This window comes from Roseitranquillus sediminis, assembly GCF_016918935.1.
Lineage (GTDB): Bacteria > Pseudomonadota > Alphaproteobacteria > Rhodobacterales > Rhodobacteraceae > Roseitranquillus > Roseitranquillus sediminis.
This window is the reverse complement of record NZ_JAFFOB010000025.1, coordinates 128,476-153,163: the sequence shown is the minus strand read 5'-3', so window position 1 is coordinate 153,163 and position 24,688 is coordinate 128,476. Positions and strand designations below refer to the sequence as shown.

General features: G+C 68.9%; 27 protein-coding genes. 15 read left to right on the top strand and 12 right to left on the bottom strand.

The genetic code is table 11. The features are described from left to right. Positions 1-7: 7 nt before the first annotated feature. On the bottom strand, positions 8-538 hold the full coding sequence (locus tag JM664_RS16945; RefSeq protein ID WP_227421108.1) for an acyl-CoA thioesterase: 531 nt from the start codon (positions 536-538) through the stop codon (positions 8-10). A 110-nt stretch (positions 539-648) separates the two neighbouring features. Here JM664_RS16945 and JM664_RS16940 point away from each other — a divergent pair, with 110 nt between their 5' ends. From JM664_RS16940 to recQ, 4 genes are all read left to right on the top strand, one after another. Then, on the top strand, positions 649-936 hold the full coding sequence (locus JM664_RS16940) for a YggT family protein (RefSeq protein WP_227421107.1): 288 nt from the start codon (positions 649-651) through the stop codon (positions 934-936). Positions 937-1,002: 66 nt separating this feature from the next. Continuing rightward, the gene (locus JM664_RS16935; protein WP_227421106.1) at positions 1,003-1,455 is read left to right on the top strand and encodes an SRPBCC family protein; all 453 of its coding nucleotides are present in this window, start codon (positions 1,003-1,005) and stop codon (positions 1,453-1,455) included. Further along, the gene (locus tag JM664_RS16930) at positions 1,430-1,762 is read left to right on the top strand and encodes an ArsR/SmtB family transcription factor (RefSeq protein ID WP_227421105.1); all 333 of its coding nucleotides are present in this window, start codon (positions 1,430-1,432) and stop codon (positions 1,760-1,762) included. Before JM664_RS16935 ends, JM664_RS16930 begins: the two co-directional genes overlap by 26 nt. A gap of 67 nt (positions 1,763-1,829) precedes the next feature. Further along, entirely contained in the window at positions 1,830-3,872 is a 2,043-nt protein-coding gene (gene recQ / locus JM664_RS16925) for a DNA helicase RecQ (protein ID WP_227421104.1), read from the top strand. Between the two features lie 2 nt (positions 3,873-3,874). Here recQ and recF read toward each other — a convergent pair whose 3' ends face one another. The 5 genes from recF to rpsT all read right to left on the bottom strand — a co-directional run bounded on the left by recF (position 3,875) and on the right by rpsT (position 9,504). Continuing rightward, entirely contained in the window at positions 3,875-4,969 is a 1,095-nt protein-coding gene (gene recF, locus JM664_RS16920) for a DNA replication/repair protein RecF (RefSeq protein ID WP_227421103.1), read from the bottom strand. A gap of 29 nt (positions 4,970-4,998) precedes the next feature. Next, on the bottom strand, positions 4,999-6,117 hold the full coding sequence (gene dnaN / locus JM664_RS16915; RefSeq protein WP_227421102.1) for a DNA polymerase III subunit beta: 1,119 nt from the start codon (positions 6,115-6,117) through the stop codon (positions 4,999-5,001). 150 nt (positions 6,118-6,267) lie between these two features. Continuing rightward, positions 6,268-7,098 (bottom strand): DUF481 domain-containing protein, encoded by an 831-nt coding sequence (locus tag JM664_RS16910; RefSeq protein ID WP_227421101.1) that lies wholly within the window; start codon positions 7,096-7,098, stop codon positions 6,268-6,270. Positions 7,099-7,289: 191 nt separating this feature from the next. Next, positions 7,290-8,642 carry a chromosomal replication initiator protein DnaA gene (gene dnaA, locus JM664_RS16905; protein WP_227421100.1) on the bottom strand — a complete coding sequence of 451 codons (1,353 nt, stop codon included), beginning with the start codon at positions 8,640-8,642 and terminating at the stop codon, positions 7,290-7,292. A gap of 598 nt (positions 8,643-9,240) precedes the next feature. Continuing rightward, positions 9,241-9,504: a 30S ribosomal protein S20 gene (gene rpsT / locus JM664_RS16900; RefSeq protein WP_227421099.1), complete on the bottom strand. Its 264-nt coding sequence runs from the start codon at positions 9,502-9,504 to the stop codon at positions 9,241-9,243. A 188-nt stretch (positions 9,505-9,692) separates the two neighbouring features. Between rpsT and JM664_RS16895 the strand changes: the two genes are divergently transcribed. Next, complete coding sequence (locus JM664_RS16895; RefSeq protein ID WP_227421098.1) at positions 9,693-10,181, top strand: GFA family protein; 489 nt, start codon at positions 9,693-9,695, stop codon at positions 10,179-10,181. Between the two features lie 4 nt (positions 10,182-10,185). On the opposite strand, the gene fliP is transcribed toward JM664_RS16895, so the two are convergent. The 4 genes from fliP to fliF form a co-directional block, all read right to left on the bottom strand. After that, complete coding sequence (gene fliP, locus JM664_RS16890; protein ID WP_227421270.1) at positions 10,186-10,872, bottom strand: flagellar type III secretion system pore protein FliP; 687 nt, start codon at positions 10,870-10,872, stop codon at positions 10,186-10,188. Positions 10,873-11,071: 199 nt separating this feature from the next. Beyond that, on the bottom strand, positions 11,072-11,338 hold the full coding sequence (locus tag JM664_RS16885; RefSeq protein ID WP_227421269.1) for a FliM/FliN family flagellar motor switch protein: 267 nt from the start codon (positions 11,336-11,338) through the stop codon (positions 11,072-11,074). 10 nt (positions 11,339-11,348) lie between these two features. Further along, positions 11,349-11,954, bottom strand: a complete 606-nt coding sequence (locus tag JM664_RS16880; protein WP_227421097.1) for a FliH/SctL family protein — start codon at positions 11,952-11,954, stop codon at positions 11,349-11,351. Beyond that, positions 11,954-13,570, bottom strand: coding sequence for a flagellar basal-body MS-ring/collar protein FliF (gene fliF, locus JM664_RS16875; RefSeq protein WP_227421268.1), 1,617 nt, complete (start codon positions 13,568-13,570; stop codon positions 11,954-11,956). Before fliF ends, JM664_RS16880 begins: the two co-directional genes overlap by 1 nt. Positions 13,571-13,702: 132 nt before the next feature. Here fliF and JM664_RS16870 point away from each other — a divergent pair, with 132 nt between their 5' ends. The 10 genes from JM664_RS16870 (at position 13,703) to JM664_RS16825 (ending at position 23,301) form a co-directional block, all read left to right on the top strand. Continuing rightward, the gene (locus tag JM664_RS16870; RefSeq protein ID WP_227421096.1) at positions 13,703-14,185 is read left to right on the top strand and encodes a flagellar basal body-associated FliL family protein; all 483 of its coding nucleotides are present in this window, start codon (positions 13,703-13,705) and stop codon (positions 14,183-14,185) included. A gap of 9 nt (positions 14,186-14,194) precedes the next feature. Further along, on the top strand, positions 14,195-14,596 hold the full coding sequence (locus JM664_RS16865) for a hypothetical protein (protein WP_227421095.1): 402 nt from the start codon (positions 14,195-14,197) through the stop codon (positions 14,594-14,596). Then, positions 14,593-15,198: a MotE family protein gene (locus JM664_RS16860; protein ID WP_227421094.1), complete on the top strand. Its 606-nt coding sequence runs from the start codon at positions 14,593-14,595 to the stop codon at positions 15,196-15,198. The genes JM664_RS16865 and JM664_RS16860 overlap by 4 nt, the downstream gene beginning before the upstream one ends. A gap of 59 nt (positions 15,199-15,257) precedes the next feature. After that, entirely contained in the window at positions 15,258-16,127 is an 870-nt protein-coding gene (gene motA / locus JM664_RS16855; RefSeq protein ID WP_227421093.1) for a flagellar motor stator protein MotA, read from the top strand. Beyond that, on the top strand, positions 16,127-18,127 hold the full coding sequence (locus tag JM664_RS16850) for a hypothetical protein (RefSeq protein ID WP_227421092.1): 2,001 nt from the start codon (positions 16,127-16,129) through the stop codon (positions 18,125-18,127). The genes motA and JM664_RS16850 overlap by 1 nt, the downstream gene beginning before the upstream one ends. A gap of 139 nt (positions 18,128-18,266) precedes the next feature. After that, positions 18,267-18,953, top strand: a complete 687-nt coding sequence (locus JM664_RS16845; RefSeq protein WP_227421091.1) for a transglycosylase SLT domain-containing protein — start codon at positions 18,267-18,269, stop codon at positions 18,951-18,953. Between the two features lie 22 nt (positions 18,954-18,975). Continuing rightward, a complete protein-coding gene (flhA, locus tag JM664_RS16840) occupies positions 18,976-21,057 on the top strand; it encodes a flagellar biosynthesis protein FlhA (RefSeq protein WP_227421090.1) in 2,082 nt (693 codons plus the stop codon). Further along, positions 21,054-21,830, top strand: coding sequence for a flagellar biosynthetic protein FliR (locus JM664_RS16835; RefSeq protein ID WP_227421089.1), 777 nt, complete (start codon positions 21,054-21,056; stop codon positions 21,828-21,830). The genes flhA and JM664_RS16835 overlap by 4 nt, the downstream gene beginning before the upstream one ends. Further along, positions 21,830-22,912 carry a flagellar type III secretion system protein FlhB gene (gene flhB, locus JM664_RS16830; RefSeq protein WP_227421088.1) on the top strand — a complete coding sequence of 361 codons (1,083 nt, stop codon included), beginning with the start codon at positions 21,830-21,832 and terminating at the stop codon, positions 22,910-22,912. The genes JM664_RS16835 and flhB overlap by 1 nt, the downstream gene beginning before the upstream one ends. Then, positions 22,909-23,301, top strand: coding sequence for a hypothetical protein (locus JM664_RS16825; protein WP_227421087.1), 393 nt, complete (start codon positions 22,909-22,911; stop codon positions 23,299-23,301). Before flhB ends, JM664_RS16825 begins: the two co-directional genes overlap by 4 nt. A gap of 122 nt (positions 23,302-23,423) precedes the next feature. Here the strand turns inward: JM664_RS16825 and JM664_RS16820 are convergent, their stop codons facing one another. Together JM664_RS16820 and flgH are read right to left on the bottom strand one after the other, a co-directional pair. Beyond that, on the bottom strand, positions 23,424-23,963 hold the full coding sequence (locus tag JM664_RS16820; protein ID WP_227421086.1) for a flagellar basal body-associated FliL family protein: 540 nt from the start codon (positions 23,961-23,963) through the stop codon (positions 23,424-23,426). Positions 23,964-23,973: 10 nt separating this feature from the next. Next, positions 23,974-24,687 carry a flagellar basal body L-ring protein FlgH gene (flgH, locus tag JM664_RS16815; RefSeq protein WP_227421085.1) on the bottom strand — a complete coding sequence of 238 codons (714 nt, stop codon included), beginning with the start codon at positions 24,685-24,687 and terminating at the stop codon, positions 23,974-23,976. Position 24,688 lies beyond the last annotated feature (1 nt).

The following is a 24,688-nucleotide window of genomic DNA, read 5'->3' as shown; positions in this document are numbered from 1 at the left end:
CCTGGCGTCAGAGAACGGGTGGCCAGGGGCGGCTGGCCTCCGCCTGGCACCAGGCGGCGATCCAGGCGGGTAGCGGTGGCGACTGGTGGGGCGCGCCGGCGGCGCGTGCGACTTCGTCGGTAGGCACCATGCCGGCTCGGTCGGTGATCGCGGTGCGCACCAGGACGTGGCTGGTGCAGGTGTCGTCCCGCCACATCCCCTGCTCGATGTAGACGAAGCGCGCGTCCCAGCCGACCAGGCGCGTGCGCATCTCGATCCGGTCGAACATCCGCACCCGCCTGCGGTAGCGGACGCTGACGCCGGCGACCGTGCCGGTCCACCCATGCGCGCGCATGATGGGAGCGATGCCGATGCGGCGGAAGAGGACCAGGCGCCCGAAGTCGTAGAGCGTCAGCGTGCGCCCGTTGTTGAGCTCCATCCAGATATCGACGTCGTGCGGCCAGCACCGGTGGCAGGAGACGTGCGTCTCGAAGAGCCCGAGGTCGGGCGCGTTCCGGTGGACCCAGAATTCCTTGGCGAGGCGCAGCAGCGGATACATCGGCGCCACCTGCCGCACCGCCCTGGCGCCGTCAAGCTTGCCCGCCGCATCGCCTTGTCAGCGGCCCACCCGCCGCATAGGTAAGGCGCCGACCCGAACGCGAGCCGCCGATGACCTCCCTGCTTCAGATCCTGTTGCTGATCCTCGACATCGCCTGGTTCATCATGATCGTGCACATCGTGATGAGCTGGCTCATCAACTTTCAGGTGCTGAACCTGCGCCAGCCGGTCGTGAGCCAGATCTGGTACGGACTGGAGCGGCTGCTGCAGCCGATCTATGACCCGATCCGGCGCATCCTGCCGGCGACGGGGGGTCTGGATCTCGCGCCGCTGGTCGCGCTGATCGGGATCTATGCGCTCAGGATCATCCTCATCAACAACGCGGCCGCGTTCTACTGATCCGCAACCGAAAGGTTGCGAGACGGTGCGGCGCGTGGTATTCTGATTGGCAACAGGAGGGTTGCCATGACCGAAGACATCGTGAGGAGCATCGATATCTCCGCGCCACCCGCCCGCGTCTGGGCCGCGCTCATCGACAGCGGCGCGTTCGGGACCTGGTTCCGAGCCCGGTTCGACGGCCCCTTCGAAGTTGGTCGAAGGGTCGAGGCGCGAATGACGATCCCGGAACATGCGGACGTCGCCTGGCACGTCACAGTTCAGGAGATCGTCCCGGAACGGCGCTTCGTCTTCACCTGGCCGCACGCGGATGAGAAACAGCGCCCGCTGGGGGATGCCGAGACCAGGGTCGCCTTCACGCTTGAGCCGGTGCCGACGGGGACCCGCGTCACCGTGACCGAGTCCGGTTTCGACGCGCTGCCGCCTGAGGCCCGGGCCGACGCCCGTCGCCGCAACGAGGGCGGGTGGGAATGGCAGATGAAGAACCTCGCGCAGCATGTCGCACCCGCTCCGGCGGCCTGAAGCCGCCGCGCCCGTCTTCGCCGCGCTGGGCGATCCGACGCGGCTGACGCTGGTTCAGGCGCTGGCCGATGGACAGGACCGCACGCTCGGCGACCTTTCCCAAGGCCTGACGATGACGCGCCAGGCCGTCACCAAGCACCTGCGCGTGCTTGAGGCGGCGGGTGTGGTGACCAGCCGGCGCGCCGGCCGCGAGACGCGCTTCGAGCTTCGCCCCGAACGGATCGGCGAGATGCGCGACTGTCTCGACGAGATCGGGCGGCAGTGGGAACACGCGCTCCAGCGGCTCAAGATGCATCTCGAACGCTAAGGTCGCCTTGCCCGTCCCGGCGCGCCGTGGCAGGGTCCGGCCGCATCCGCGACAGCCCTCCCGAGAGATGACAGACCCGCAGCGCCTTCTCGCCTCCGTCTTCGGTTTCGACGCGTTCCGACGGGGGCAGGAGGAGATCGTGCAGGCGGTCTGCGCCGGGCGCGACGTGCTGGCGATCATGCCCACCGGCGGCGGCAAGTCGCTTTGCTATCAGCTTCCCGCGCTCTGCCGCGACGGCGTGACGCTCGTCGTCTCGCCGCTCATCGCGCTGATGCGGGACCAGGTGCGCGCGCTGCGGGAAGCGGGAGTCGAGGCGGGGGCCCTCACCTCGGGGAACACGGAGGCGGAGACGGAGGAGGTCTTCGCCTCGCTGCGCGAGGGGCGGCTGAAGCTCCTCTACATGGCGCCTGAGCGGCTCGCCTCCTCGGGCACGGTTCCGCTCCTGCGGCGCGCGAACGTCGGACTCATCGCGGTGGACGAGGCGCACTGCGTGAGCCAGTGGGGCCACGACTTCCGTCCCGACTACCTGCGAATCGGCGCGCTGCGGCAGGCACTCCGGATTCCGCTGGCCGCCTTCACGGCCACGGCGGACGCCGAGACGCGGGACGAGATCGTCGCGCGGCTCTTCGGCGGCGAGGCGCCGCGGATTTTCCTGCGCGGGTTCGACCGGCCGAATATCCACCTCGCCTTCGCGCCGAAGGACACGCCGCGGCGGCAGATCCTCGACTTCGCCGCCGCGCGCCGCGGCCAGTCCGGCATCGTCTATTGCGGCACCCGCGCCAAGACCGAGACGCTGGCGCGCGCGCTGCGCGAGGCGGGGCATGCGGCGCGCGCCTACAACGGCGGACTGGAGGCCGAGGAGCGGCGCGAGGTCGAACGCGCGTTCCAGACCGAGGACGGGCTGATCGTTGTCGCGACGGTCGCATTCGGCATGGGCATCGACAAGCCCGACATCCGGTGGGTGGCGCACGCCGATCTGCCGAAGTCGATAGAGGCCTACTATCAGGAGATCGGCCGGGCCGGACGGGACGGGGCGCCGGCCGAGACGCTGACGCTATATGGCCCCGACGACATCCGCCTGCGCCGGAGCCAGATCGACGAGAGCGCCGCGCCGGGCGAGCGCAAGGCGGCAGACCACGGACGGCTGAACGCGCTCTTGGGGCTCGCCGAGGCGCTGCGCTGCCGCCGGGTCGACCTGCTGGCCTATTTCGGCGAGAGCGCTGAGCCGTGCGGCAACTGCGATCTCTGCGACGCGCCGCCGGAGCTCTTCGACGGGACGGATGCGGTGCGCAAGGCGCTGTCGGCGATTTTGCGCACCGACGAGCGGTTTGGCGCAGGTCACCTGATCGACATCCTGACGGGCAACGCGACAGACAAGGTGACGGCGCGGCGGCACGACGGTCTCCCAACCTTCGGCGTCGGGCGCGAGCTCGACCGGCGGCAGTGGCAGGCGGTCTTCCGGCAGATGCAAGCGCGCGACCTGATCCGCCCCGACCCGGAGCGGCACGGCGCGTTCCGGATGACCGAGGCGGCGCGGCCGGTGCTGCGGGGCGAGGTGGCGGTTGAACTCCGGCGCGAGGCGGTGCGGCGCCGGCCGTCGCCGACCGTCCGCGCACTTGTGTCGGAGGACGACGCGCCGCTCCTCTCCGCGCTGAAGGCGAAGCGGCGGGCGCTGGCCCAGGCGCAGGGCGTGCCGGCCTACGTGATCTTTCCCGACCGGACGCTGATCGAGATCGCCGAGCGCCGGCCGCGGGACCTCGACGCGATGGCTGGGATCTCGGGCGTCGGCTCGGTCAAGCTCGAGCGCTACGGCGCAGCCTTCGTCGCCGTGGTGACGGGCGCCGAGCCGGAGGCGCAGCATCCGCAGCGCCGGCGGCTGGCGGGGCGCGAGGCGGGCACGATCTTCGATCGCCTGCAGTCGGCGCAACTGGACCTGGCGCGCGGCGCGGACGGTACCGCGCGTCCGCTGTCGTGCAGCACGTCAGTCCTGCGCCGCATCGCCGAGGCGCAGCCGGCGAACGAGGATGCGCTGGCGCGGGTGCCCGGCATGGACGCGCAGCGGCTGGACCGGTTCGGGTCGACGTTCCTGACGATCGTGAACGGCGACTGACCTCAGTCGCCGAGGATCCGGCTGACGCCGTTCTCCTCGGTTACCTCCAGGACCTGCGCGCGGTCGCCGAGCGGCTCGAAGAGCGTGCGCTCGGTGCCGGTCATCCAGACCTGCGCACCGAGCGCCATGATCTCGTCGTAGAGGGTGGCGCGGCGGTTGGCGTCGAGATGCGCCGCGACTTCGTCGAGGAGCAGGATCGGGGCGGCGCCGATCTCCTCGGCGAGGGCGCGGGCGTTGGCGAGGATGAGCGACACGAGCAGCGCCTTCTGCTCGCCCGTGGAGCAGTCCCGCGCCGGCACGTCGCGCGCGCCGTAGAATGCGGCGAGGTCGGCGCGGTGAGGACCGACTAGCGCGCGGCCCGCCGCCGCGTCGCGGGCGCGGCTGGCGGCCAGCGCCGCCGCCAGCGCCTCGGCCGTCTCCGGAGCGTCGTCGTCGAGCGCAAGCTCCGCCTTCGGGAACGCCGACCGCCCCTCGGCCTGTGCGGCGGCGAGGCGGGTGAGGGCAGTGCGGCGATTTGCCGACAGCGCCGCGCCGGCTTCGGCCATTCGCCGCTCGAGCGCGGCGCTCCAGCGGCCATCATCGGGTCCGTCGCGGAGAAGGCGGTTGCGCTCGCGCATCGCACGCTCATAGGCCAGCACCGCGTCGGCATGTTCGGGCAGGAAGCTCATCGTGGTGCGGTCCAGGAAGCGGCGCCGTCCCTCGGCCCCCTCGATCCAGAGCCGGTCCATGGAGGGCACGAGCCAGAGCACGCGGACAATGCGGCCGAGCGCGGATTGCGGCGCGGCCTTGCCGTCGATCCGCACCTGGCGGGAGGCGTCGCGCTCCGCCCACGTCTCGACTTCGTGCGTCTCGCCGGCGGCTTCGATGGCTGCCCCGATCTTCCAGCCCATCTCCTCGGGCCGCCGCGCGAAGGCGCCGATCGCCGCGCGCCTGAGGCCGCGGCCGGGAGACAGGAGCGAGATCGCCTCGAGCAGGTTCGTCTTGCCTGCTCCGTTCGGACCGATCAGCGCGGCCGGGCCGGCCGCAGGCGCCAGCCGCGCCCGGACGTAGGAGCGGAAGTGAGAGAGGGTGAGGGCGGTGAGGCGCTGGCCCGGCATCGGCTCGCGCGGCGTCGGTGGCCCCGCCCTCAGACGCGCATCGGCATGACGACGTAGACCGCCGAACCGTCGTTCCCCTCGCGCATCAGCGTCGGATCGCCGGCGGAGTTGAACAGGAAGACGGCGTTCTCGCGGTCGACTTGGCTCGCGATCTCGAGCAGGTACTTGGCGTTGAAGCCGATCTCGAGCCGCTCGTCGTGGTAGGCGACGCCCAGCTCCTCCTCGGCGTTGCCGCTGTCGGGGGCGTTGACGCTAAGCACGAGCCGGTCATCGTCGATTTGCATCTTAACGGCGCGCGAGCGCTCGGACGAGACGGTGGCGACCCGGTCGACCGCCTTTGCGAACTCCGACGCGTCGACCTCCATGCGCCGCGAGTTGCCGTTGGGGATGACGCGCGAATAGTCGGGGAAGGTGCCGTCGATGACCTTGGATGTCAGCGTGATCTCGGGTGTCGCGAAGCGCACCTTGGTCTCGCTCACGGAAACGGCTATCTGCGCCTCGTCGTCGTCAAGTAGCTTGCGCAGCTCGCCCACCGTCTTGCGCGGCACGATGACGCCGGGCATGTCGTCGGCGCCCTCGGGCAGGGGCGCGTCTATGCGGGCGAGGCGGTGGCCGTCGGTCGCGACGCAGCGCAGCACCCGACCGTCCTCTCCGTCGGCCACATGCATGTAGACGCCGTTGAGGTAGTAGCGCGTTTCCTCGGTCGAGATCGCGAAGCGGGACTTGTCGAAGAGGCGCCGCAGGACGGGCGCCGGTGCTGTGAAGTTCGAGGCGTACTCGGAGGACGCCATGACCGGGAAGTCCTCGCGCGGCAGGGTCGTCAGCTGAAATTGCGCCCGTCCTGCCTCGACCATGAGGCGGCCCGCGGCGCCATCGTCGCTCAGGTTGACCAGTGCGCCGTCGGGCAGCTTGCGGACGATTTCGTGCAGGGTGACGGCGCTGACGGTGGTCGACCCGGCGCGGTGTACCTGCGCGTTGACCCGGTCGACCACCTCGATGTCGAGGTCGGTGGCACGAAAGCTGACGCGATCACCCTCGGCCTCGATCAGGACGTTGGCGAGGATCGGGATCGTGTTGCGGCGCTCCACCACCGATTGCGCCTGGCCCACGGCTTTCAACAGCGTGCCGCGTTCGATGCTGATTTTCATGTCCTGCTCCGTCGTCCCCGGAGCGCCGAGCCTAGTTGACCGACCGGCCATTGCAAGGGCGCTTCGCGGTGCAGGTTCGTCAATGTGGAGCGGGAGTCCGGGCGCCGGCTCTGAGCCGGCGCCCGCCATTCGAGCGACGAAGCTTTGTCGTCAGTTGAACGCGTAGACGACCGACACCGTCAGCTTGTTGTCGGTCTCATCGAAGCCGTCGATCGGGTCGCTGTTCCAGTCGGTCCGATATGCAACGCGGGTCGAGAGCGTGTCGGTGAGGCGGAAGTTCACGCCCGCATCGTTGATGATCTGAGTGCCTACGTCCGAATGCAGGATATCGGTGTCGTTGGTGAAGAAGGCGGTCTCGCTGATCGAGTAGAACAGCCGCGAAGACGCGATCACCGCGAAATCGGTTTCGTCCTCTCCGTCCTGGTCCTTGGTATAACGGACGCCGGGACCGGCCTGGACGCGCCAGGCAAATTGCTCGGTGTTGTAGAGGCGCACACCGGGACCAACGCCGAGGAAAGCGTCGTGTTCGAACGGGCCGAACTCATCATACTCGTAGCGGCCGAGTGCGAAGAGGTAGAACTGCTCGGTGATCGAGCGATTGACGTCGGCGGTGACGAAGACGTTGTTCTCGCTGCGGTCGTGGTCCTCTTCACCATAAAAGGCTGCCACGCCGAGGCTGTAGTTCGTGAGCCCGGCGCCGTAGCGCAGGCGCCCGCCAATGGCGAAGTCGGCCGTGTCGGTGTTGCCGCTGGTGACGACGCCCGACCCCGACAGGCTGCCGGTCAGGCCTTGGTCGAAGCGGCCGAAGCCGAATCTTGCGTCGTCCTGCGCGTCCTCGAACTCCTCCTCGGTCTGCTCCTCGATATCCTCGATACGCTCGTCGAGATCCTCGACGCCGATCACGCGCGTTTGCGCGAACGCGGAAGTTGCGCCGAAGGCGACGGCGCCGAAGGCCGTCACGAGCTTGCATGCTGTATTCATGAGATCCCCTCTGAACTTTCTCGGGCGTCGGCTTCTGCCGTGCGCTCAACCGCGAAGTGGAGCGCTGGAGCTCCAACTCAATCCGAAAGGTCAGCGAAGTTTCCCGCAAGCCACATTTCGTTGCTTGCGGGCAACAGAAGGTGAAGTGAGCGGTTCTCCGCCGCGGCAGGCTCGCCGCAGCGTATGCCGGCTCAGGCTTCGAGCGACCGGCGCAGAAGCTCCAGATCCTCGGCGATCTGGCTGTCCTTCGACTTGAGATCCTCAATCCGCCGCACGCCGTGAATCACGGTGGTGTGATCGCGGCCCCCGAAGCGTCGGCCGATCTCGGGCAGTGAACGCGTGGTCAGCTGCTTGGCGAGATACATCGCGATCTGCCGCGGCCGGGCGTAGGTGCGCACCCGCTTCGGTCCGATCAGGTCGCTGAGGCGGATGTTGTAGTGATCGCTCACTTTCCGCTGAATTTCCTCGACGGTGATCTTGCGGTCGGTGTGGCGCAGGATGTCGGCAAGGCAATCCTGCGTCTGCTCCAGAGTGATCTCGCGCCCAACGAGGCTGCCGAAGGCAAAGAGCCGCATCAGCGCACCCTCGAGCACGCGGACGTTGGTCGAGATCCGGTGCGCCAGGAACTCCAGCACCCCATCGGCGAGCTCGATGTCGCGGAACTGGTCGCTGTACTGCTCGACCTTCTGCTGCAGGATGCCGAGGCGCAGCTCGTAGTTCGTGGGGTGCAGGTCGACGACGAGGCCCGACTGGAGGCGGCTGACAATGCGGTTCTCCAGCCCCTCGATCTCGACGGGGGCGCGGTCGGCCGAGAGGACGATCTGCTTGTTCTGGTCCACGAGGGCATTGAAGGTGTGGAAGAACTCTTCCTGCGTCGAATCCTTGCCGGCGATGAACTGCACGTCGTCGACCATCAGCACGTCGACCGAGCGGAAGAGCTGCTTGAAGTCCATCATCTGCTTGTCGCGCAGGGCCTGCACGAAGCGGTACATGAACTGCTCGGCCGAGAGGTAGACCACGCGCAGCTCCGGCTGCCGCGCCTGCAGCTCCCAGGCAATTGCGTGCATCAGGTGCGTCTTGCCGAGGCCGACGCCGCCGTAAAGGAAGAGCGGGTTGAAGGTGACCGTCTCGCCCTCGGCGACGCGGCGTGCGGCGGCGTGCGCGAGCTCGTTCGGCTTGCCCACCACAAAGGTGTCGAAGGTGTAGCGCTGGTCGAGCGATGCGCCCGCCAGCTCGGCCGCGGGTTGCGTCGGGGTCTGAGGGGCCGGGCTCCGCGCCGGCGCCCGCATGGGCGGACGCCCGTTCGCAGGTACGCTGAACGCGATGCGGGAGACCGGTTCGCCGGCGGAGTTCAGGTGGGCCAGGATGTGGTCGCCGAAGTTGCGCGACACCCAGTCACCCATGAAGACGGTCGGCACGTGAAAGGTCGCCACCCCGTCCTCGAGCCGCGCGAATTCCAGCGGCTCGATCCAGTTCACGTAGTTGTTGCGGCCCACCCGCTCGATGAGGTTCTCACGTATGCATCCCCAACTCTCGTTCGTCATGACTTCGCCCGCTCTTGTCATTGTACGGCGGGGCCATTCGCAGCCCCGCTCGGTCATCTGGCGATCTGGTTCGTCCCGGTGGCACGAGGCACAGGACGGGCGAGGACCGGAACCGTCCATTCCGACGGTCGGACCGCCCGCCTGCCACATCGCAGACGGTTGCATCGTTGCCTCGGGCCAGCCGACAAGCAGTCGCTGGACCCACGGCACGACGCCGCATCATTTTTGGACACTGCGACAGCGGCGGAACAGGCCCCCCGGCCTGCAGTCGGCGCTGTCGAACCGATGATCCCGAACAGGCCCCTCAACCATCCGGGCTCGGTCACCACGACTCGATGCTTTGGTACTCAGGCAGCCGCATGACGTTGTGCCGAAGGCAGTCGTCACGCGCCAAGCGTCAGGTCGCTGTCATGTCCCCCCAGGTCGGCGTGAATCGCACACTCAAGCTAGCGCTCCGATCGAGAGCCGCGCAACCGACCTTTGATGTTGACACGAGCCGCCGCGTGCGAATCTGCCGAGGCCTCGCAAGTCCTTTGCGGAACGCAAAAAGGGCGCGCCAAAGGCACGCCCTTCAAGGCAAATTGCGACGTGGAATGGGTCAGCCGATGGCCTTCACCCGGGCCGAGAGGCGCGACATCTTCCGCGACGCCGTGTTCTTGTGATAGACGCCCTTGGTCACGCCGCGCATCAGTTCCGGCTGCGCCTGGCGGAGCGCTTGGCTTGCCGCTTCGCCGTCACCCGAGGCGATCGCCTCCTCGACCTTGCGGATGAAGGTCCGGATGCGCGAGCGGCGGGACTTGTTGACGGCGGCGCGACGCTCGTTCTGGCGAGCGCGCTTCTTCGATTGGGGCGAATTGGCCATGCGTGTCGGTTCCCGTTCGGGTCGTTCCTGAAATCTGAAGTGGCGCTCTTACGGGCGACTCGCGTTCCTGTCAACCGGCCTGAGCATCGAAAGATCGACGTCTGCCTGCAGCCCTTAGGGGCCCGCGTGTCTTGACGCTCGCGCGCGAGCGCGGAGGCTCGTGTCAGTCGCGGAAAAGGGGGCGTGGAATGCATCTGGACGGCTCATGCCACTGCGGCGCGGTGCGATTCTCGGTGGAGTCGCGGCATCCCTACCCATTCGCGCTCTGCTACTGTTCGATCTGTCGCAAGACGGCGGGCGGCGGCGGGTTCGCGATCAACCTCGGCGCATCGACCGACACGCTGCGCATCGAGGGTGAGGCGCATGTCCGGACCTACCGCGCGCGGATGCACGACGACGCGACGGGCGAGGAGACGCAGAGCGAGGGTGAGCGCAAGTTCTGCGGCCTCTGCGGCTCGGCGCTCTGGCTGTGGGATCCGCGCTGGCCGGAGCTGGTCCACCCCCACGCCTCGGCCATCGACACCGACCTGCCGGTGCCACCGGAGCGGACGCACCTGATGCTGGGCAGCAAGGCCACGTGGGTCGAGCCCTGCGTAATGCCGCAGGACCAGCCGTTCGAGGAGTACCCGGAGGAGAGCCTCGAGGCTTGGCACAAGCGCCTCGGCCTCGAGCGCTGAGGCGTCAGAAGTAGGAGCGGACCAGCGCGCCGGAGATCAGCGTCCAGCCGTCCGCCACGACGAAGAAAGCGAGCTTGAATGGCAGCGAGACGATCGCCGGCGGCACCATCATCATGCCCATCGACATCAGGATCGCCGCCACGACGAGGTCGATGATGAGGAACGGCAGGAAGATCAGGAAGCCGATCTGGAACGCCCGCTCGATCTCGGAGAGCAGGAAAGATGGCACCAGCACCGACAGCGGCGCCGTCTCGTCGAGCGTGGCGGCCTCGGGGCGCAGCGAGGCAAGCGAGTCGAAGGTTTCGGCCTCCACCCGGTTCAGCATGAAGCCGCGGAACGGGTCGATGGCGAGGTTGAAGGCCTCGCGCGGCTCGATGAGGCCCTGCACCAGCGGGTCGATGCCGGTTTCCCACGCCTCGGTGAAGACCGGCTCCATCACGAAGTAGGTCAGGAAGAGCGCGAGGCTGACGATCAGCATGTTGGGCGGCGACTGCTGGAGGCCGATGCCCTGGCGCAGGATCGACAGCACCGTCACGATGAACGGAAAGCAGGTCACCATGACCGCGAGGCCGGGCACGAGGCTCAGCACCGTGATCAGCAGGATGAGCTGGATCGACCGCGCGGCGAGCGAGCCCTCGTCGCCGAGCGAAAGCGTCAGCTCCTGCGCCGCGGCCGGACCGGCGAGGCACATGGCGACGAGCGCGACGAGCGCGGCGGCGGACGGACGGAGCCAGCTCGTGAGGATCACCTTGCGCAGGCTGAGCGTCAGGGTGACGGGGGTGGCGAGGCGACGCCGGCGCGCATTCGACGCTCCGGCTGGCAGCTCGGCTCGGTGCGCCGCGCTTCGCACGGCGGCGGGGACAGCGTTCTGCATGTCCGTGAACCTTCTTTCAGAGACCGTTCTTGAGGTCGGCGACCTCGGTCAGCCGGACTGCCAGCTGGCCGGCATTGTCGCCCTCCATCTCCTGCAGTTCGCCGCGGGCGATGAGGCGGTCGCCAACGTAGAGCTCGACCGGGTCCTCGACCCGCTTGTCGAGCGGGAGCACCGCGTCCGGCTTGAGCCGGAGGAGGTCGCGCACCAGCGGGCGCGCCTTGCCGACGGAGATGGTGATCTCGATCGGTACGCGGTTGAACGGGTTCTGCCCGCCGCGTTCCATCGTCATGTCGTCAGCCATTCGCGAGTGTCCTTTCGTTGAGCTCGGTGACGGCCGAGAGGGCCGTCGAGATGCGTTGCAGCACCGCCGCCACGTCGATCTGGCGCTCGGTTCCGGCCAGGCGCAGGTGCGCCTGGCCGGCAGTGAGCGAGGCGTCCTCGACGATGGCGAGGGGCAGGGGGCTGTTCTCGCCCAGCACGTGGCGCAGGCAGTTCGCGTCTGCCTTCGAGACCAGCACCCGAACGGGGATGTCCGCGGCCTGCTCGGCCAGCGGTAGCAGTTCCTCGAGGATCGCGTGCCCGACCGTCTCGGCCAGCATCGCGGGGAGGACCTGTTCGACCAACGCGCGCAGAACCGGCGCGACCCCGCCCATCACGTGGGCGACGGCTTCCTGATAGGTGAAGCCGAGGCTCTGGACCGCCGCGGCGATGTCGGCGCGCAACCGGGTCTCGTCCGCCTCAACCGAAGCCAGAGCGTCGGCGGCGCCGTCGCGGAAGCCGTTCTCGTAGGCGGCGTGGCGGATGGCGTCGAGTTCGGCCTCCGAAAGCGCAGGCTCGGGGGCGGGCGCTTTCTCGGACGGCGCGACGCTGAAATCTTCGAGCGTGAAGAGCTGTCCCATCAGGCGCGTCCTCCGCTGTCTTCCATCCAGCTCCGCAGCACGCCCACCGTCTCTTCCTGACGCTCCTCGATGAGCTTGCGCAGGCGGGTCACGGCCTCGGACTTGCCCGAGGCGGACGCGCCGCTGCCATCAAGGTCGAAGTCGGTCATCAAGTTCATCGCCGGGGGGAAGAAGTCGCCGTCGACCTCGCCGTCCAGCGCGGGGAGCTCGGGCAGGCCGTCATCGCCGGCCCCGGCTGGAGCGGGCAGCGCCCCCTTGCTCGGCGTCGCGGCGGAGCGGTTGGCGAGGATCGGGCGGACCACGAAGAGGCCGAGCGCCAGCGCCACCAGCGCGAGCACCGCCATCTGGATCAGGCTCATCGTGTCGAGCGCGAGCCGCTCGTAGAGCGAGTTCGACGCGGCGGTGCCCAGCTCCGCCGGCGGCAGGAACTCCATCGACTTCAGCGTCAGCGTGTCGCCGCGCGCCTCGTCGAAGCCGACGGCGGACGCGACGAGCTCGCGCAGCGCCTCCATCTCCTCGGCCGGACGCGCTTCCCAAACGCTCTCGCCGTTCGCGTCCACAGTGCGGATGCCGTCGATCAAAACCGCGACGCTGATCTTCTTCACGGCCCCCGGCGTGCGCAGCACCTCGCGCATGGTCTCGCTGACCTCGAAGTTCGTGCGCTCGCGCGTCTCGCTGTTGGAGGAGGAGGAGCGGCCGTCGCCCGCAGCCGCGTCGCCGTCCGGCAGGTTGCTGGCCACCGTTACCTCGCCGCCGCGCGAGTCCGAGCTGGAATTGGTCCGCTCCTCGGTCTCCTGGCTGATCGCGACGCGGCCCTCCGGATCGAAGCGGCGCTCGGTGATCTGCTCGCGGTCGGTGACGGTCTCGACGCTGACCTCGACGATGGCATTGCCGTAGCCGACGCGCGCCTCGAGCATGCGCTCGACGTTGCGCTTCAGCTCGGCGGCGCGGTCGTCGGCGCCGCTGGCGCTGTCGCTCTCGTCGCCGCCGATGACGGTGCCGCTGCGCGAGTCGATGACCGACACGCCCTCGGGATCCATTCCGGAGATCGCGGACGCCACCAGGTATCGAAGCGCCTTGGCATGCGCCACCGAGAGCGAGCCATCCGCTGGGGTGACCGTCACGGAGGCCGTGGGTGCGACCTGGCGGCGGAACGCGCCGGTGCCTGCGGTGGCGATGTGGACGCGCGCCGACTTGATCTGCGGACTGGAGACGATGGTGCGGGCGAGTTCGCCTTCCTTCGCGCGCCAGTAGGCGGCGTCGAACATCTGGCTCGTGGTGCCAAAGCCCGAGAGCGTGTCGAGAAGCTCGTAGCCCTGACCGCCATTCGATGGCAGACCCTCGCCCGCCAGTGTCATGCGGAGCTGGTCGCGCTGGCCTGCGTCGACGAAGATCGAGCTGCCGCGGATCTCGTAGCTCACGCCGCGCTGGTCGAGCGCCGCAACGACCTCGCCCGCCGCCGAGCTCTCGAGACCGGAATAGAGCAGGTCCATCGTCGGCCGCGATGCCATCCGCGAGAGGCCGATGACGGCTGCGAACATGGCGAGCGTTGCGCCGATGATGATGACGCGGCGGCGCGTATCGAGCCCGTTCCAGACTGAAAGGATTTGCTGCAAGACGATCTCCAACGGATATTCCTGGAGCGGGCTTCTGCCCCCGCGCTGCAGCGGTGGATCGCAGGTCGCGCTTAACAACCCGTTAGCCAAGTACGGTCTATCAGCGCCTTCGTAACGAAGGACGAGGGTGAGATGGCCGCCACCGAAATGGATGCTGCGGAAGCGCCGCCGAAGGGCTCGAAGAAGCCGCTGATGCTGGGCGCCGTGCTGGCGCTGGCCTTGGGCGGCGGCGGATTCTACGCCGTGCAGTCGGGCATGATTCTCGGTCACGCCGAGGCAGAGGCCGAGGCGAAGCCAGCGGTCTCTGCGCTGCCGGACGTGACCTTCGTGCCGCTCGACCCGCTCGTGATTTCGCTCGGCCGCGGCGCGAACAACAGGCACCTGCGCTTCCAGGCGCAGCTCGAGGTCGAGAGCGGGCACCAGGAAGAGGTGGCGAAGATGCTGCCGCGCGTGACGGACGTGCTGAACGGCTACCTCCGCGCGGTTTCGGTGGATGAGTTGGAGGATCCGGCGTCCCTCGTGCGCCTCCGGGCGCAGATGCTGCGCCGGATCCAGATCGTCACCGGTGAGGGGCGCGCGCGCGACCTGCTCATCATGGAATTCGTGCTGAACTAGGGGACGGGCATGACGCTGATCGCCGACATCCTGATGATCGCAGGCGCGCTGGGCGCGGCCTTCTACTGCTTGGTCCTGTCGCGGCGACTCAGGCGCTTCTCGGACCTTGAAAAAGGCGTGGGAGGGGCGGTGGCGGTGCTGTCGATGCAGGTCGACGACATGACGAAGACCCTGCAGAAAGCGCAGGCCAGCGCCTCGCAGTCCGCCCAGCGGCTGACCGAGCTGACCGAGCGTGCCGAGGATGCGGCCCGGCGGCTGGAGCTCATGCTCGCCTCGCTCCACGACCTGCCGGAGGCGCCCACCGCCCGCGCGGAGCCCATGGCAGACGCCGAGCCTAAGCCGGAGCCCGTCCGGGAAGAGCCCGCGCCGAGCATCTTCAGCACCCGCCGCATCCGGGAGACCGCCGCATGAGCCGGCTCGCGAAGACGAGAAAGAGCGCCCGGCCTCGCGCCAACCGCGGTGCGCTGACGCTCATCGCGCTGCTCCTCGCCGGGTCTGGCGTCGTACGGCTCGGCACCGGCTCGGGAGAGGCGATCGCACGCGAGTTTTCCGCGATCGGCGCCGCGGAAGCCGCCGTTCCGGAAGGCGCCATCTGCAAGACAGACGAGGACGTGAAGCTCGTGCTTGAGGCGCTCGGCGAGCGCGAGGCGCGGATTGCCGAGGACGATGCGCGGGTCGAGGCCCGGCTGGCCGAACTGGCCGAGGCTGAGGCCGAGATGGAGGCGACGCTCGCAGAACTCGTCGAGGCGGAGGAACAGCTGAGCGCGACTCTGGCGCAGGCGCAGACCGCGGCCGAGGATGACCTGGCGCGCCTGACGACGGTCTACGAGACGATGAAGCCCAAGGATGCCGCCGCGCTCTTCGAGCGGATGGCGCCGGAATTTGCCGCAGGCTTCCTCGGCCGGATGAACCCCGCCGCCGCCGCAGAGGTGATGACGGGACTCATGCCGGAGACCGCCTACACGATCAGCGTCGTGATGGCCGGTCGCAACGCCAACGCCCCGAAACAGTGACTTCCACAATTGCGTAGCCGGACCGCGCAGCGGCGCGCCGGCAGGTCGGAGACGGATCAATGATCGGCATCATCGGCATCGTCATCATCTTCGCGATGGTGTTCGGCGGCTACATCCTGGCCGGCGGCAAGATGGGCATCATCATGAAGTCGCTTCCCTTCGAGATGATGATGATCGGCGGCGCCGCCGTGGGCGCCTTCGTTCTGTCGAACGACATGTCGACGATCAAGCACACCGGCAAGGACATCGCCAAGGTCTTCAAGGGCCCGAAATGGAAGCCCGAAGACTATCGCGACCTGCTCTGCCTCCTCTTCGAGCTGATCCGGCTGGCACGGCAGAACCCGGTGGGGCTCGAGGAGCACATCGAGGCGCCCGAGACCTCGGCCATCTTCGAGCGCTATCCGAAGATCGTCAAGGACCGCGAAGCGGTCGAGATGATCTGCGACACGATGCGCTCGGCCTCGATGAACTACGACGATCCGCATCAGGTAGAGGAGGTGCTTGAGAAGCGGATGGAGGCGAACCTGCACCACGCGCTGCATTCGGCCCATGCGCTGCAGAGCATGGCCGACGGCCTGCCGGCGCTCGGGATCGTCGCGGCGGTGCTCGGCGTCATCAAGACGATGGCCTCGATCGACCAGCCGCCCGAGATCCTGGGCAAGATGATCGGTGGCGCGCTGGTGGGCACGTTCCTCGGCGTGTTCCTCGCCTACGGCTTCGTCGGCCCTTTCGCCGCAAAGGTGAAGGCGGTCGTCGAGGAGGACGCGCATTTCTACCAGCTGATCCGCGAGGTGCTGGTCGCCAATCTCTATGAGCACGCGACCCAGATCTGCATCGAGGTCGGACGCCAGAACACGCCGGGCCACGTGCGTCCGAGTTATGGCGACCTTGAGGAAGCGCTGAAAACCGTCAAGAGTGAGGCCGCCTGATGCGTCGTGCCGTCCTTCTGTCCCTCGCGCTCGTCGTCGCCGGCGGCGCGGCCGCGGCCCAGACCGTCAGGATCAAGTCGGGCGAGCACGAGGACTTTTCGCGGCTCGTGCTCTACCTTCCCGAGGCGGTCGAGCCGGAGGTCGTCGAGGGCGAGGGGTCGCTCGAGATCGGCTTCGGCACGGAGTGGGGTTTCGAGGCGCCCGAGGTCTTCTACTACATCCCTCGCGACCGCATCGCCGACATCGATACCTCGGAGCCGGGCCGGCTGCGGCTGGACCTTGCCTGCGATTGCGGCGTGACGGTGGAGTCGCTGAATGCCCGCACGCTCGTCGTCGACGTCGCGGACGCCGAATCCAACTCGCTCGTGAAGGGCGCAGCTGAGCCTCTCGATGTGGGGTCGGACGCAATCCCGGCCCTCCTGCCGGCCATCATGCCCGAATCAACCACCGACCTGCTGCCGACGGCCGAGCTGATGTTCGCGCCGCGCGGGGCGGCCCCGGCAATGCCCGAGCCCGCTTCGGAACTGGCGCACGAGACGGCACAGGCGCTGATCGGGCAGATCGCGCGCGCGGCGGCGCAAGGCCTCGTCGAGGCCGACGTCGAGGCGCTGGAGCGGCTCGAACGACCCGAGCCGGAGAACGAGCCCGAACCCGCGCCCGCGAAACCGGAGCCCGTTGCGGACCTCGAGTTGCCGAAGTCGGATGGTCACATGACGATCACGACCAGCATCGACCGCGACCTGGGGCTGGTCGGCGCCAAGCTCGGCACCCGCAAGCCGGATGCCTGCCTCGCCGCCGATCTCTTCGACGTGTCGGACTGGACGCCTGATCCCGAGGCGGGCGGCATCGCCGCACTCCGCTCGCGCGTCGTCGGCGAGTTCGATGCACCCGACGCGGAGGCCGTGACAGCGCTCGCGCGCGGCTACATCGCGATGACGTTCGGCGCAGAGGCCAATGGCGTCATCAGCGGCTTCGGGGGCGCGCCGGATGCAGACATCCTGCACGCGATGGCCGACATCGTCGACAACGGCCACACGCGCCGTCCGGGCCGCCTGGTCGAGCAGGCCAGCTGCTCGACGCCAGCCGCGCTCTGGGCGGCGCTCGCCGCACCGAAATTGTCCGAGGACGTGGACGCCGAGGCGGTCAGCCTCGCCTTCTCGGCCCTGCCGCCCACGCTTCGGGAGCACCTCGGCCCCACCCTTGCCGAGCGCTTCCTTGAAGGCGGCGACGTCGACACGGCTCACGCGATTCGCAACGCGATCGCGCGCGTGGCCGAGGAGTCGCGGCCTGAGACGCGGCTGCTCGAAGCCAGGCTCGATCTCGAGGCGGGTCTCGAAGAGCGCGCCGATCGCGAGCTGGCGGAGATTGTCGAGGAGACGGCCGGCCTCAGCCCCGAGGCGGTGGCGCTGCTGGTCGAGCGCCGGCTGGAGAACGGTGGCGAGGTGGAGGACGCGCTGATGGAGACGATGGACTCGCTGCTCTACGAGCATCGCGGCGGCGAGGCCGCGACCCTGATCGCGCCGATCGAGATCCGGGCGCGCCTCGCTCGCGGCGAGATCGACGCGGCGCTGGAGAGCATCGACGCGGCGCTCGCGTCCGGCGCCATCCTCGGGACGAGGGCGGAGCGGCTGCGGGCCGAGACGTACGAGGTGGCGGCCAAGACGCTCGACGACACGGCCTTCCTGATGCTCGCGATGCGGGCGGGCGAGCGGCTGGCCGAGACGCCGGACGCGCTCACCGCCCGCGCGGCCGTGGCGGACCGCCTCCGCAGTCTGGGCCTGCACGAGCAGGCGGACCGGCTGGCCGAGGCGAAACCTGCGCCGGCGCCCGCCGAGCCGACGCCAGTTGCGACCTTGACCGACGCGCCCGTGTCGAAGGCGGAGATGCCGACGACGGACGCGCTTCTAGCCCGCAGCGCCAGCCTCCTGGAGCGCAGCGCGGCACTGCGCGAGCGACTCCTCGGGGCGCCCGAGGACGGCGAGGCGACCGAGACGCGCTAACCGGTCGTAAAGACATGGCGCGCTAGACCGAGCGCGAGATCGATCAGCAAGAATTGCGACGATTATGAAGTATCGAGCGTCCGCCCGTTGGCTGCGCACACTCCTTCGGCTTGCCGACGGCGCGGCAGCGATCCTCCTCATGGCTGTCGTGGCTCCAACAGCCTCGGCGGCACCCGTCGCACCGGATGCCGTCTGTCGAGACGCAGCGACGCAGGCTTCGGCCGAGAGCGGGGTGCCGCTCGACGTCCTGCTTGCGATCTCGCTGACCGAGACTGGCCGTGCTTCGGATGGCGCGACGCGCACCTGGCCGTGGACCGTCAATTCCGAAGGCAAGGGCTTCTGGTTCGACACGCACGCTGAGGCGCTTGCGTTCGCCGAGGGCGAGGCGGCGGGCGGCACGACGAGCTTCGACGTCGGCTGCTTTCAGATCAACTACCGCTGGCACGGCGAAAACTTCGCTTCCATCGCCGAGATGTTCGAGCCGGTCGCGAACGCCCGCTATGCCGCGCGCTTTCTCACCGACCTTTACCAGGAACTCGGCGACTGGAGCCTTGCCGCTGGCGCCTATCACTCGCGCACCCCGCAATACGCCTCGCGCTATCGCGAACGCTTCGACTCGTTCCGCTCGCGCCTCGCAAACGGCGACATCGCGCCGCCCGCTATGGGCGAACGCTACGCCTCGGCCGAGCCGCTGGTGCGGGAGAACAACTTCCCGCTGCTGATGTCCTCGTCCGGCACCCGGTCGATGAACTCGCTGGTGCCGCTCGGCTCGGCCGGGGCGCGGCAGCCGTTCCTCTCGAGCACCGGCGTGGGCGCGCTCAGATGAGCGCAACTCTGGAGACGGCCCGATGAAGCTCGACGCCTCGCTCATCTTCCGTCCGACCATCCTGCTGGCGCTGGCTCTGATGACGGTCATCGTGATGATGATCCTGCCGGTGCCAGCATTCCTGCTGGACGTCGGCCTCGCCGCCTCGTTCGCGCTGGCGATCCTGATCTTCACGGTGACGCTCTTCATCGAGCGGCCGCTCGACTTCTCGGCATTCCCGACGATCCTGCTGGCGTCGCTGATGCTGCGGCTGAGCCTCAACGTCTCGTCGACCAAGCTGATCATCGGCAACGGGCACACCGGCACCGACGCGGCGGGCGACGTGATCCAGGGCTTCGCCATGTTCGTGATGGGCGGCAGTGTGCTGATCGGCCTCGTGGTGTTCGGCGTGCTGCTGATCGTCAACTTCATGGTCATCACCAAGGGCGCCGCGCGGATGGCCGAGGTCGGTGCGCGCTTCGCCCTCGACGCGATGCCGGGCAAGCAGCTCGCCATCGACGCCGACATGTCGGCGGGCGCGATCGACCACCAGGAGGCAAAGGCGCGGCGCGAGAAGGAGCAGGCGGAAACCACCTTCTTCGGCTCGCTCGACGGCGCATCCAAGTTCGTCAAGGGCGACGCGGTGGCGGGGCTGCTCATCACGCTGCTGAACCTCGTGGTCGGGCTGATGGTCGGGCTGGTGCTCCACGACATGCCGATCGGACGCGCGTTCGAGACCTACGCGATCCTGACGGTCGGCGACGGTCTCGTGGGGCAGATCCCGGCCGTCATCATCTCGGTCGCCTCCGCGCTGCTGCTGGCGCGCGGCGGAGCCACGGGCTCGACCGACCTCGCCATCTTCTCGCAGCTCGGGCGGCATTCGTCGGCGCTGGGCACGGTCGCGGCGCTGATGGCGCTCTTCGCGCTGGTCCCCGGCCTGCCCTTCGTCCCCTTCATGGCCGGGGCGATCGCCTTGGGCGCGGCGGCGTTCTTCGTGCACCGCGACAACCTGCGGAAGGCCGAGCGCGAGGCGCAGGCGCCCGCCGCCGGCGACGCCGCGCCGCGCCAGCCGTCGATGGGCGACCTCCTCGACCTCGACGACATCCACGTCCAGTTCGCGCCAGACCTCGTGCAGATGGTCCTCGATCCCGCCACCGGCCTCGACGCGCGCATCAACAACATGCGCAGCCATGTCGCGACCGCTTTCGGCCTGATCCTGCCGGAGATCCGCCTGACCGACGACGCCTCGCTGCCGCCCGGCACCTATGTCGTGCGGATTCAGGGCGTCGAGCAGGCGCGCGACCGGCTGAGGGGCGACAAGGTGCTGGCGCTGGCGGGCGGGGCGGACAATCTGCTGCCTGCCGGGGAGGATGTGCGCGAGCCGGTATACGGCGCGCCCGCACGTTGGGTCGATGTCGAGATGCAGGACGACGCGGCGACCTCCGGCGTGACGGTGGTCACGCCGACGGAGGTGCTGGCGACCCACCTGCTCGAGGTGCTCAAACGCAACTTCCCGCGGCTCCTGACGCTCAAGGCGCTGCGTCGCCTGCTCGACGAGCTCGTCAACCTCTCCGACAGTGACCGCTCGGCGGCCAACCGGCGGATGGTCGACGAGCTGGTGCCGGAGAAGGTGCCGGTCGATCTGCTGCTCGCCGTGCTGCGCCTGCTGCTCGAGGAGCGGGTCTCTATCCGCAACCTGCCGCTCATCATCGAAGCCATTGCCGAGGCCCGCCCCGGCGCCGCCTCGGCCGAGGGCATCGTGGAGCATGTCCGGCAGCGGCTCGGCTTTCAGATCGTGGCGGAGCTCAGGCGGCCGGACGGGACCGTGCCGCTGGTGCAGCTCGCGCCCGAGTGGGAGGAGACGTTCCAGACCTACCAGCTCGACGGGCCGGGCCGCGACGTGGCGCTGCCGCCCGAGCAGTTCAACCGGCTCGCGGGCAACGTCTCCGACCGTCTCTCGCGCGCGGGAGAGGCGGGCATCTATCCGGCGGTGGTGACCTCCGTCCACCGGCGCCGGTTCGTCCGTACGGTGCTGTCAGCCAAGGGGATCGGCAACCCGGTCCTGTCGTTCGAGGAGCTGGGGACCGACGCGCGTCCCTCGCTGGTGGGCCTCGTCGCCGCGTGACCGAGCTCATGGCCGAGCTGATGGCGACGGGCCAGGAGACCCTGTGGGTGGCGGGCATCGTCTTCCTCCGCGTCGGCGCGGCGATGTTTCTCTTGCCGGCGTTCGGCGAGCGGCTGGTGCCGGCGCGCATCCGCCTCGTCCTCGCGCTCGCCTTCACCGCCATCGTCGCGCCCGCCGTGGGACCGATGGTGGCGCCGCTCGCCACCGGAGAGGCAGGCATGGTCCGGCTGATCGCGACCGAGGCGATCGCCGGCCTTACCATCGGCCTGATGCTGCGGCTCTTCGTGATGGCGTTGCAGATCGCGGGCACAATCGCGGCGCAGGCGACCTCGCTGTCGCAGATCCTGGGCGACGCCGGAATCGATCCGCAGCCGGCGATCGGTCAGCTGCTTACCATCGGCGGGCTGACGCTGGCGGTGCTGGCGGACCTGCACGTTCGGCTCGCCGAGTTCATCATCCACAGCTACGACATCCTGCCCGCCGGCATCTTTCCCGGCGCCGCGCTGATCGGCGAGTGGGGTATCGAGCGGATCGCGGCGGCCTTCGCGATGGCGTTCTCGTTGGCCGCGCCGTTCACCATCGCGTCCTTTGTCTATAATCTTGCGCTCGGCGTCATCAACCGGGCGATGCCGCAGCTCATGGTCTCGTTCGTCGGCGCCCCCGCCATCACGCTCGGAGGCCTCGCCCTCCTCCTGCTGGCGGCGCCGCTGATGCTGGGCCTCTGGCAGCAGAGCTTCCTCGACTTCATCGCCGACCCGGCCGGGGGTCGCTGATGGCCGAGGAGGAAGACGAAGACAAGCAGTACGAGCCGTCCCAGAAGAAGCTCGACGACGCGCGCAAGAAGGGCGAGGTCCCGCGGTCGGCGGACCTGACCACCGCCGCCTCCTACGCCGGGATGCTGATCGCGTCGGCGGGGTTGGGTGGCGGGGCGCTGATCGCGGCGGGTGAAGCGCTGGCGACACTGATCGACCGGCCCGACATGATCGCCGCCGACATCTTCGCGGGCGGCGGTGGCGGCCCGTTCGTCGGCGGCCTCATGGGCGCGGTCGTCATGCCGCTGGTCCCGTTCTTCCTGGTGCCGGCGGCACTCGCCGTGGTGGCCATCGTCGCCACGCGCAGCTTCACGGTCACGCCGGACAAGCTGCAGCCAAAGCTCAACCGGATCTCGCCGCTCGCCCAGGCGAAGAACAAGTTCGGCCGCTCCGGCCTCTTCGAATTCGCCAAGAGCTTCGTGAAGCTGATGATCTTCGGCGTCGTGCTCGGCTTCTATCTGGCGGCGCGGCTGCCCGAGATCATGGCGTCGATGGCGCTAAGCCCGGCGATGGCCACCGCCGACCTGCTGCGCATGTCAATCGGCTTCCTCTTCATCGTCCTCGCGGTATCTCTGGCCATCGGCGCCATCGACTTCCTGTGGCAGCGGGCCGAGCACCTGCGCAAGAACCGCATGTCGCGCAAGGAGATGACGGACGAGCACAAGGAGTCCGAGGGCGACCCGCACATGAAGCAGCAGCGGCGCCAGCGCGGCTACGAGATCGCGATGAACCAGATGCTGGCCGACGTGCCGCAGGCGGATGTGGTGATCGTCAACCCGACACACTACGCCGTGGCGCTGAAGTGGAGCCGCGCCAAGGGAACCGCCCCCACCTGCGTCGCCAAGGGCGTGGACGAGATCGCCCGTCGCATTCGCGAGGTCGCGGCCGAGCATGCAATCGCCATCCACAGCGATCCGCCCACGGCGCGGGCGCTGCACGCGACGGTGGAGATCGGCGAGGAGATCCGGCCGGAGCACTACCGCGCCGTCGCCGCCGCGATCCGCTTCGCCGAGGCGATGCGCAAGAAGGCGCGGCGGCGGTGAAGCGGCAGGACCTCGCGCGGCTAAGGGCGGTGGCCGAGACGCTCTACGAGGCGGAGCTGGCCAAGCTGCGCGGCAATGCGGCGGCCGCGACCGCCGTGCAGCAGCAGGTGGACAGGCTCCGCGGGGAGCGCGTGATGCGCGCCGACGAGATGCGGGGGCTGACCGCACCCGATCCGGCGCAGCTCGGTTCGGCCGACCTGCACTGGGACCGCTGGACCGGCGAGCATCTGCGCCGGCTCCAGGCCGAGCGCGCACGGCTCGAGGCGGAGGCGGAGGCGCTGAGGGACGGCGCGCGGCTGGCCTTTGGCCGGGGGCAGGCGCTTGATGCAGTGGCGGAGAAGCTGAAGGCGGAGGCGCTGAAGCGCGCGCGGCGGCGGGCCGAGACGTAGGTCGCGCCCCTCTGGGTTCGGCGAGGGCAGCGAGCTGCCTTCAGGCGGGTGCAGGTGGGACGTCGTGATCGAGCGAAAGACGCGGAAGCACGACGCGCGGACCGAGCCTTGGCCCGTGCGGCTCAGACGTCCTGGCGCACGATGTTCGTGATGAGCACGTCGTGGATGATATCGCCCAGCACCTTGTGGCCGCTCTCGTTCAGCGCGTTGCGCAGGATTGTCATCGCGCCGCTCGAGGTAAAGGCGCCGTCGAAGCCGCCGGCGTTCGCGTGATCGAAGAGCACGGTCAGGAACGAATCCCGCAGCTTGGGTTCGTAGCGGTAGACGGTTTCGCTCTGCCCGCTCTCGACCTCGAGATCGATGGACAGGACGACGAGCGACGTGACGCGGGTGTCGCGCAGGATCGGCACGACGAACTGGTTGTTGAGCTTTACGTAGTCATAGGGCGAAGCCGCATGCGCCTCGCCGCCCGTGCTGTGTGCGTCCACGGCTGGCGCGTGCTCCCTTGCCGCGCCGACCTCTTGAGCGCCATGCTCCTCGCCGTCGACGGCATCCCCGTGCACCGGGGCTGCCGCCTCGGCCTCGGGCCGCATGACAAATCCGCCGCCGACGCCGGCCGAGAGGCCGACGAGGGCGAGGATGACGGGGAGGAGCTTCTTCACGTCAGGTTCCTCAGAACGGCAGGACCTTGTCCACGATCTGCTGACCGTAGCGCGGCTGCTGCATGTCGGTGATCTGGCCGCGCCCGCCGTAGCTGATTCGGGCCGAGGCGATCTTGTCGTAGGTGATCTCGTTCTGCCGGGTGATGTCGGCGGGCCGAACGTAGCCGGTCACGAGCAGCTCGCGGATCTCGAAGTTGACTCGCACCTCCTGGCTGCCCTGGATCTTGAGCACCCCGTTGTTCAGCACGTCGACCACCGTGGCGGCGACGCGCAGCTCGAGCTTCTCGTTGCGTCGGACCGAGCCCGTACCCTCTGACTCGGAGCTTGAGTCGAAGCCGACGCCGGGGTCGAGCTCGACACCCGCGGGAAGCTGGCCGGGCAGGCCGAAGAGCGAGTTGATCCCCATGTTCTCTGAGCCCGAGCGCGAGCGGGCGGAAGTGTTGCGCATCTCGGCCTTCTCGTCGATCTCGATGACGACAGTCAGGATGTCGCCGCGCTGGCCGGCGCGCCGGTCGCCGAGGAGCGAGCTGCGGCCGCCCGACCAGAGCGAGGCTTCGGTCGTGCCGCCGCGCGGCGCCAGGTCCTCGGGGAACGTCGGCGTGGCCATCGCCCGATGCTCGAGCGTGTCGTCGACTGGCGTGAAGGCCGGAGCGCGACCTACGGGGGTCGTGCTGCAGGCCGACAGGGCGAGGGTCGCCGCGAGGGCGAAAGCTGCGTAGCGCATC

What these genes read in the sequence shown, in the direction of transcription:
- JM664_RS16945 (WP_227421108.1), bottom strand. Translation starts at nt 538, where the DNA reads ATGTATCCGCTGCTGCGCCTCGCCAAGGAATTCTGGGTCCACCGGAAC.
- JM664_RS16940 (WP_227421107.1), top strand. Translation starts at nt 649, where the DNA reads ATGACCTCCCTGCTTCAGATCCTGTTGCTGATCCTCGACATCGCCTGG.
- JM664_RS16935 (WP_227421106.1), top strand. Translation starts at nt 1,003, where the DNA reads ATGACCGAAGACATCGTGAGGAGCATCGATATCTCCGCGCCACCCGCC.
- JM664_RS16930 (WP_227421105.1), top strand. Translation starts at nt 1,430, where the DNA reads ATGTCGCACCCGCTCCGGCGGCCTGAAGCCGCCGCGCCCGTCTTCGCC.
- recQ (WP_227421104.1), top strand. Translation starts at nt 1,830, where the DNA reads ATGACAGACCCGCAGCGCCTTCTCGCCTCCGTCTTCGGTTTCGACGCG.
- recF (WP_227421103.1), bottom strand. Translation starts at nt 4,969, where the DNA reads ATGCCGGGCCAGCGCCTCACCGCCCTCACCCTCTCTCACTTCCGCTCC.
- dnaN (WP_227421102.1), bottom strand. Translation starts at nt 6,117, where the DNA reads ATGAAAATCAGCATCGAACGCGGCACGCTGTTGAAAGCCGTGGGCCAG.
- JM664_RS16910 (WP_227421101.1), bottom strand. Translation starts at nt 7,098, where the DNA reads ATGAATACAGCATGCAAGCTCGTGACGGCCTTCGGCGCCGTCGCCTTC.
- dnaA (WP_227421100.1), bottom strand. Translation starts at nt 8,642, where the DNA reads ATGACGAACGAGAGTTGGGGATGCATACGTGAGAACCTCATCGAGCGG.
- rpsT (WP_227421099.1), bottom strand. Translation starts at nt 9,504, where the DNA reads ATGGCCAATTCGCCCCAATCGAAGAAGCGCGCTCGCCAGAACGAGCGT.
- JM664_RS16895 (WP_227421098.1), top strand. Translation starts at nt 9,693, where the DNA reads ATGCATCTGGACGGCTCATGCCACTGCGGCGCGGTGCGATTCTCGGTG.
- fliP (WP_227421270.1), bottom strand. Translation starts at nt 10,872, where the DNA reads ATGTGCCTCGCCGGTCCGGCCGCGGCGCAGGAGCTGACGCTTTCGCTC.
- JM664_RS16885 (WP_227421269.1), bottom strand. Translation starts at nt 11,338, where the DNA reads ATGGAACGCGGCGGGCAGAACCCGTTCAACCGCGTACCGATCGAGATC.
- JM664_RS16880 (WP_227421097.1), bottom strand. Translation starts at nt 11,954, where the DNA reads ATGGGACAGCTCTTCACGCTCGAAGATTTCAGCGTCGCGCCGTCCGAG.
- JM664_RS16870 (WP_227421096.1), top strand. Translation starts at nt 13,703, where the DNA reads ATGGCCGCCACCGAAATGGATGCTGCGGAAGCGCCGCCGAAGGGCTCG.
- JM664_RS16865 (WP_227421095.1), top strand. Translation starts at nt 14,195, where the DNA reads ATGACGCTGATCGCCGACATCCTGATGATCGCAGGCGCGCTGGGCGCG.
- JM664_RS16860 (WP_227421094.1), top strand. Translation starts at nt 14,593, where the DNA reads ATGAGCCGGCTCGCGAAGACGAGAAAGAGCGCCCGGCCTCGCGCCAAC.
- motA (WP_227421093.1), top strand. Translation starts at nt 15,258, where the DNA reads ATGATCGGCATCATCGGCATCGTCATCATCTTCGCGATGGTGTTCGGC.
- JM664_RS16850 (WP_227421092.1), top strand. Translation starts at nt 16,127, where the DNA reads ATGCGTCGTGCCGTCCTTCTGTCCCTCGCGCTCGTCGTCGCCGGCGGC.
- JM664_RS16845 (WP_227421091.1), top strand. Translation starts at nt 18,267, where the DNA reads ATGGCTGTCGTGGCTCCAACAGCCTCGGCGGCACCCGTCGCACCGGAT.
- flhA (WP_227421090.1), top strand. Translation starts at nt 18,976, where the DNA reads ATGAAGCTCGACGCCTCGCTCATCTTCCGTCCGACCATCCTGCTGGCG.
- flhB (WP_227421088.1), top strand. Translation starts at nt 21,830, where the DNA reads ATGGCCGAGGAGGAAGACGAAGACAAGCAGTACGAGCCGTCCCAGAAG.
- flgH (WP_227421085.1), bottom strand. Translation starts at nt 24,687, where the DNA reads ATGCGCTACGCAGCTTTCGCCCTCGCGGCGACCCTCGCCCTGTCGGCC.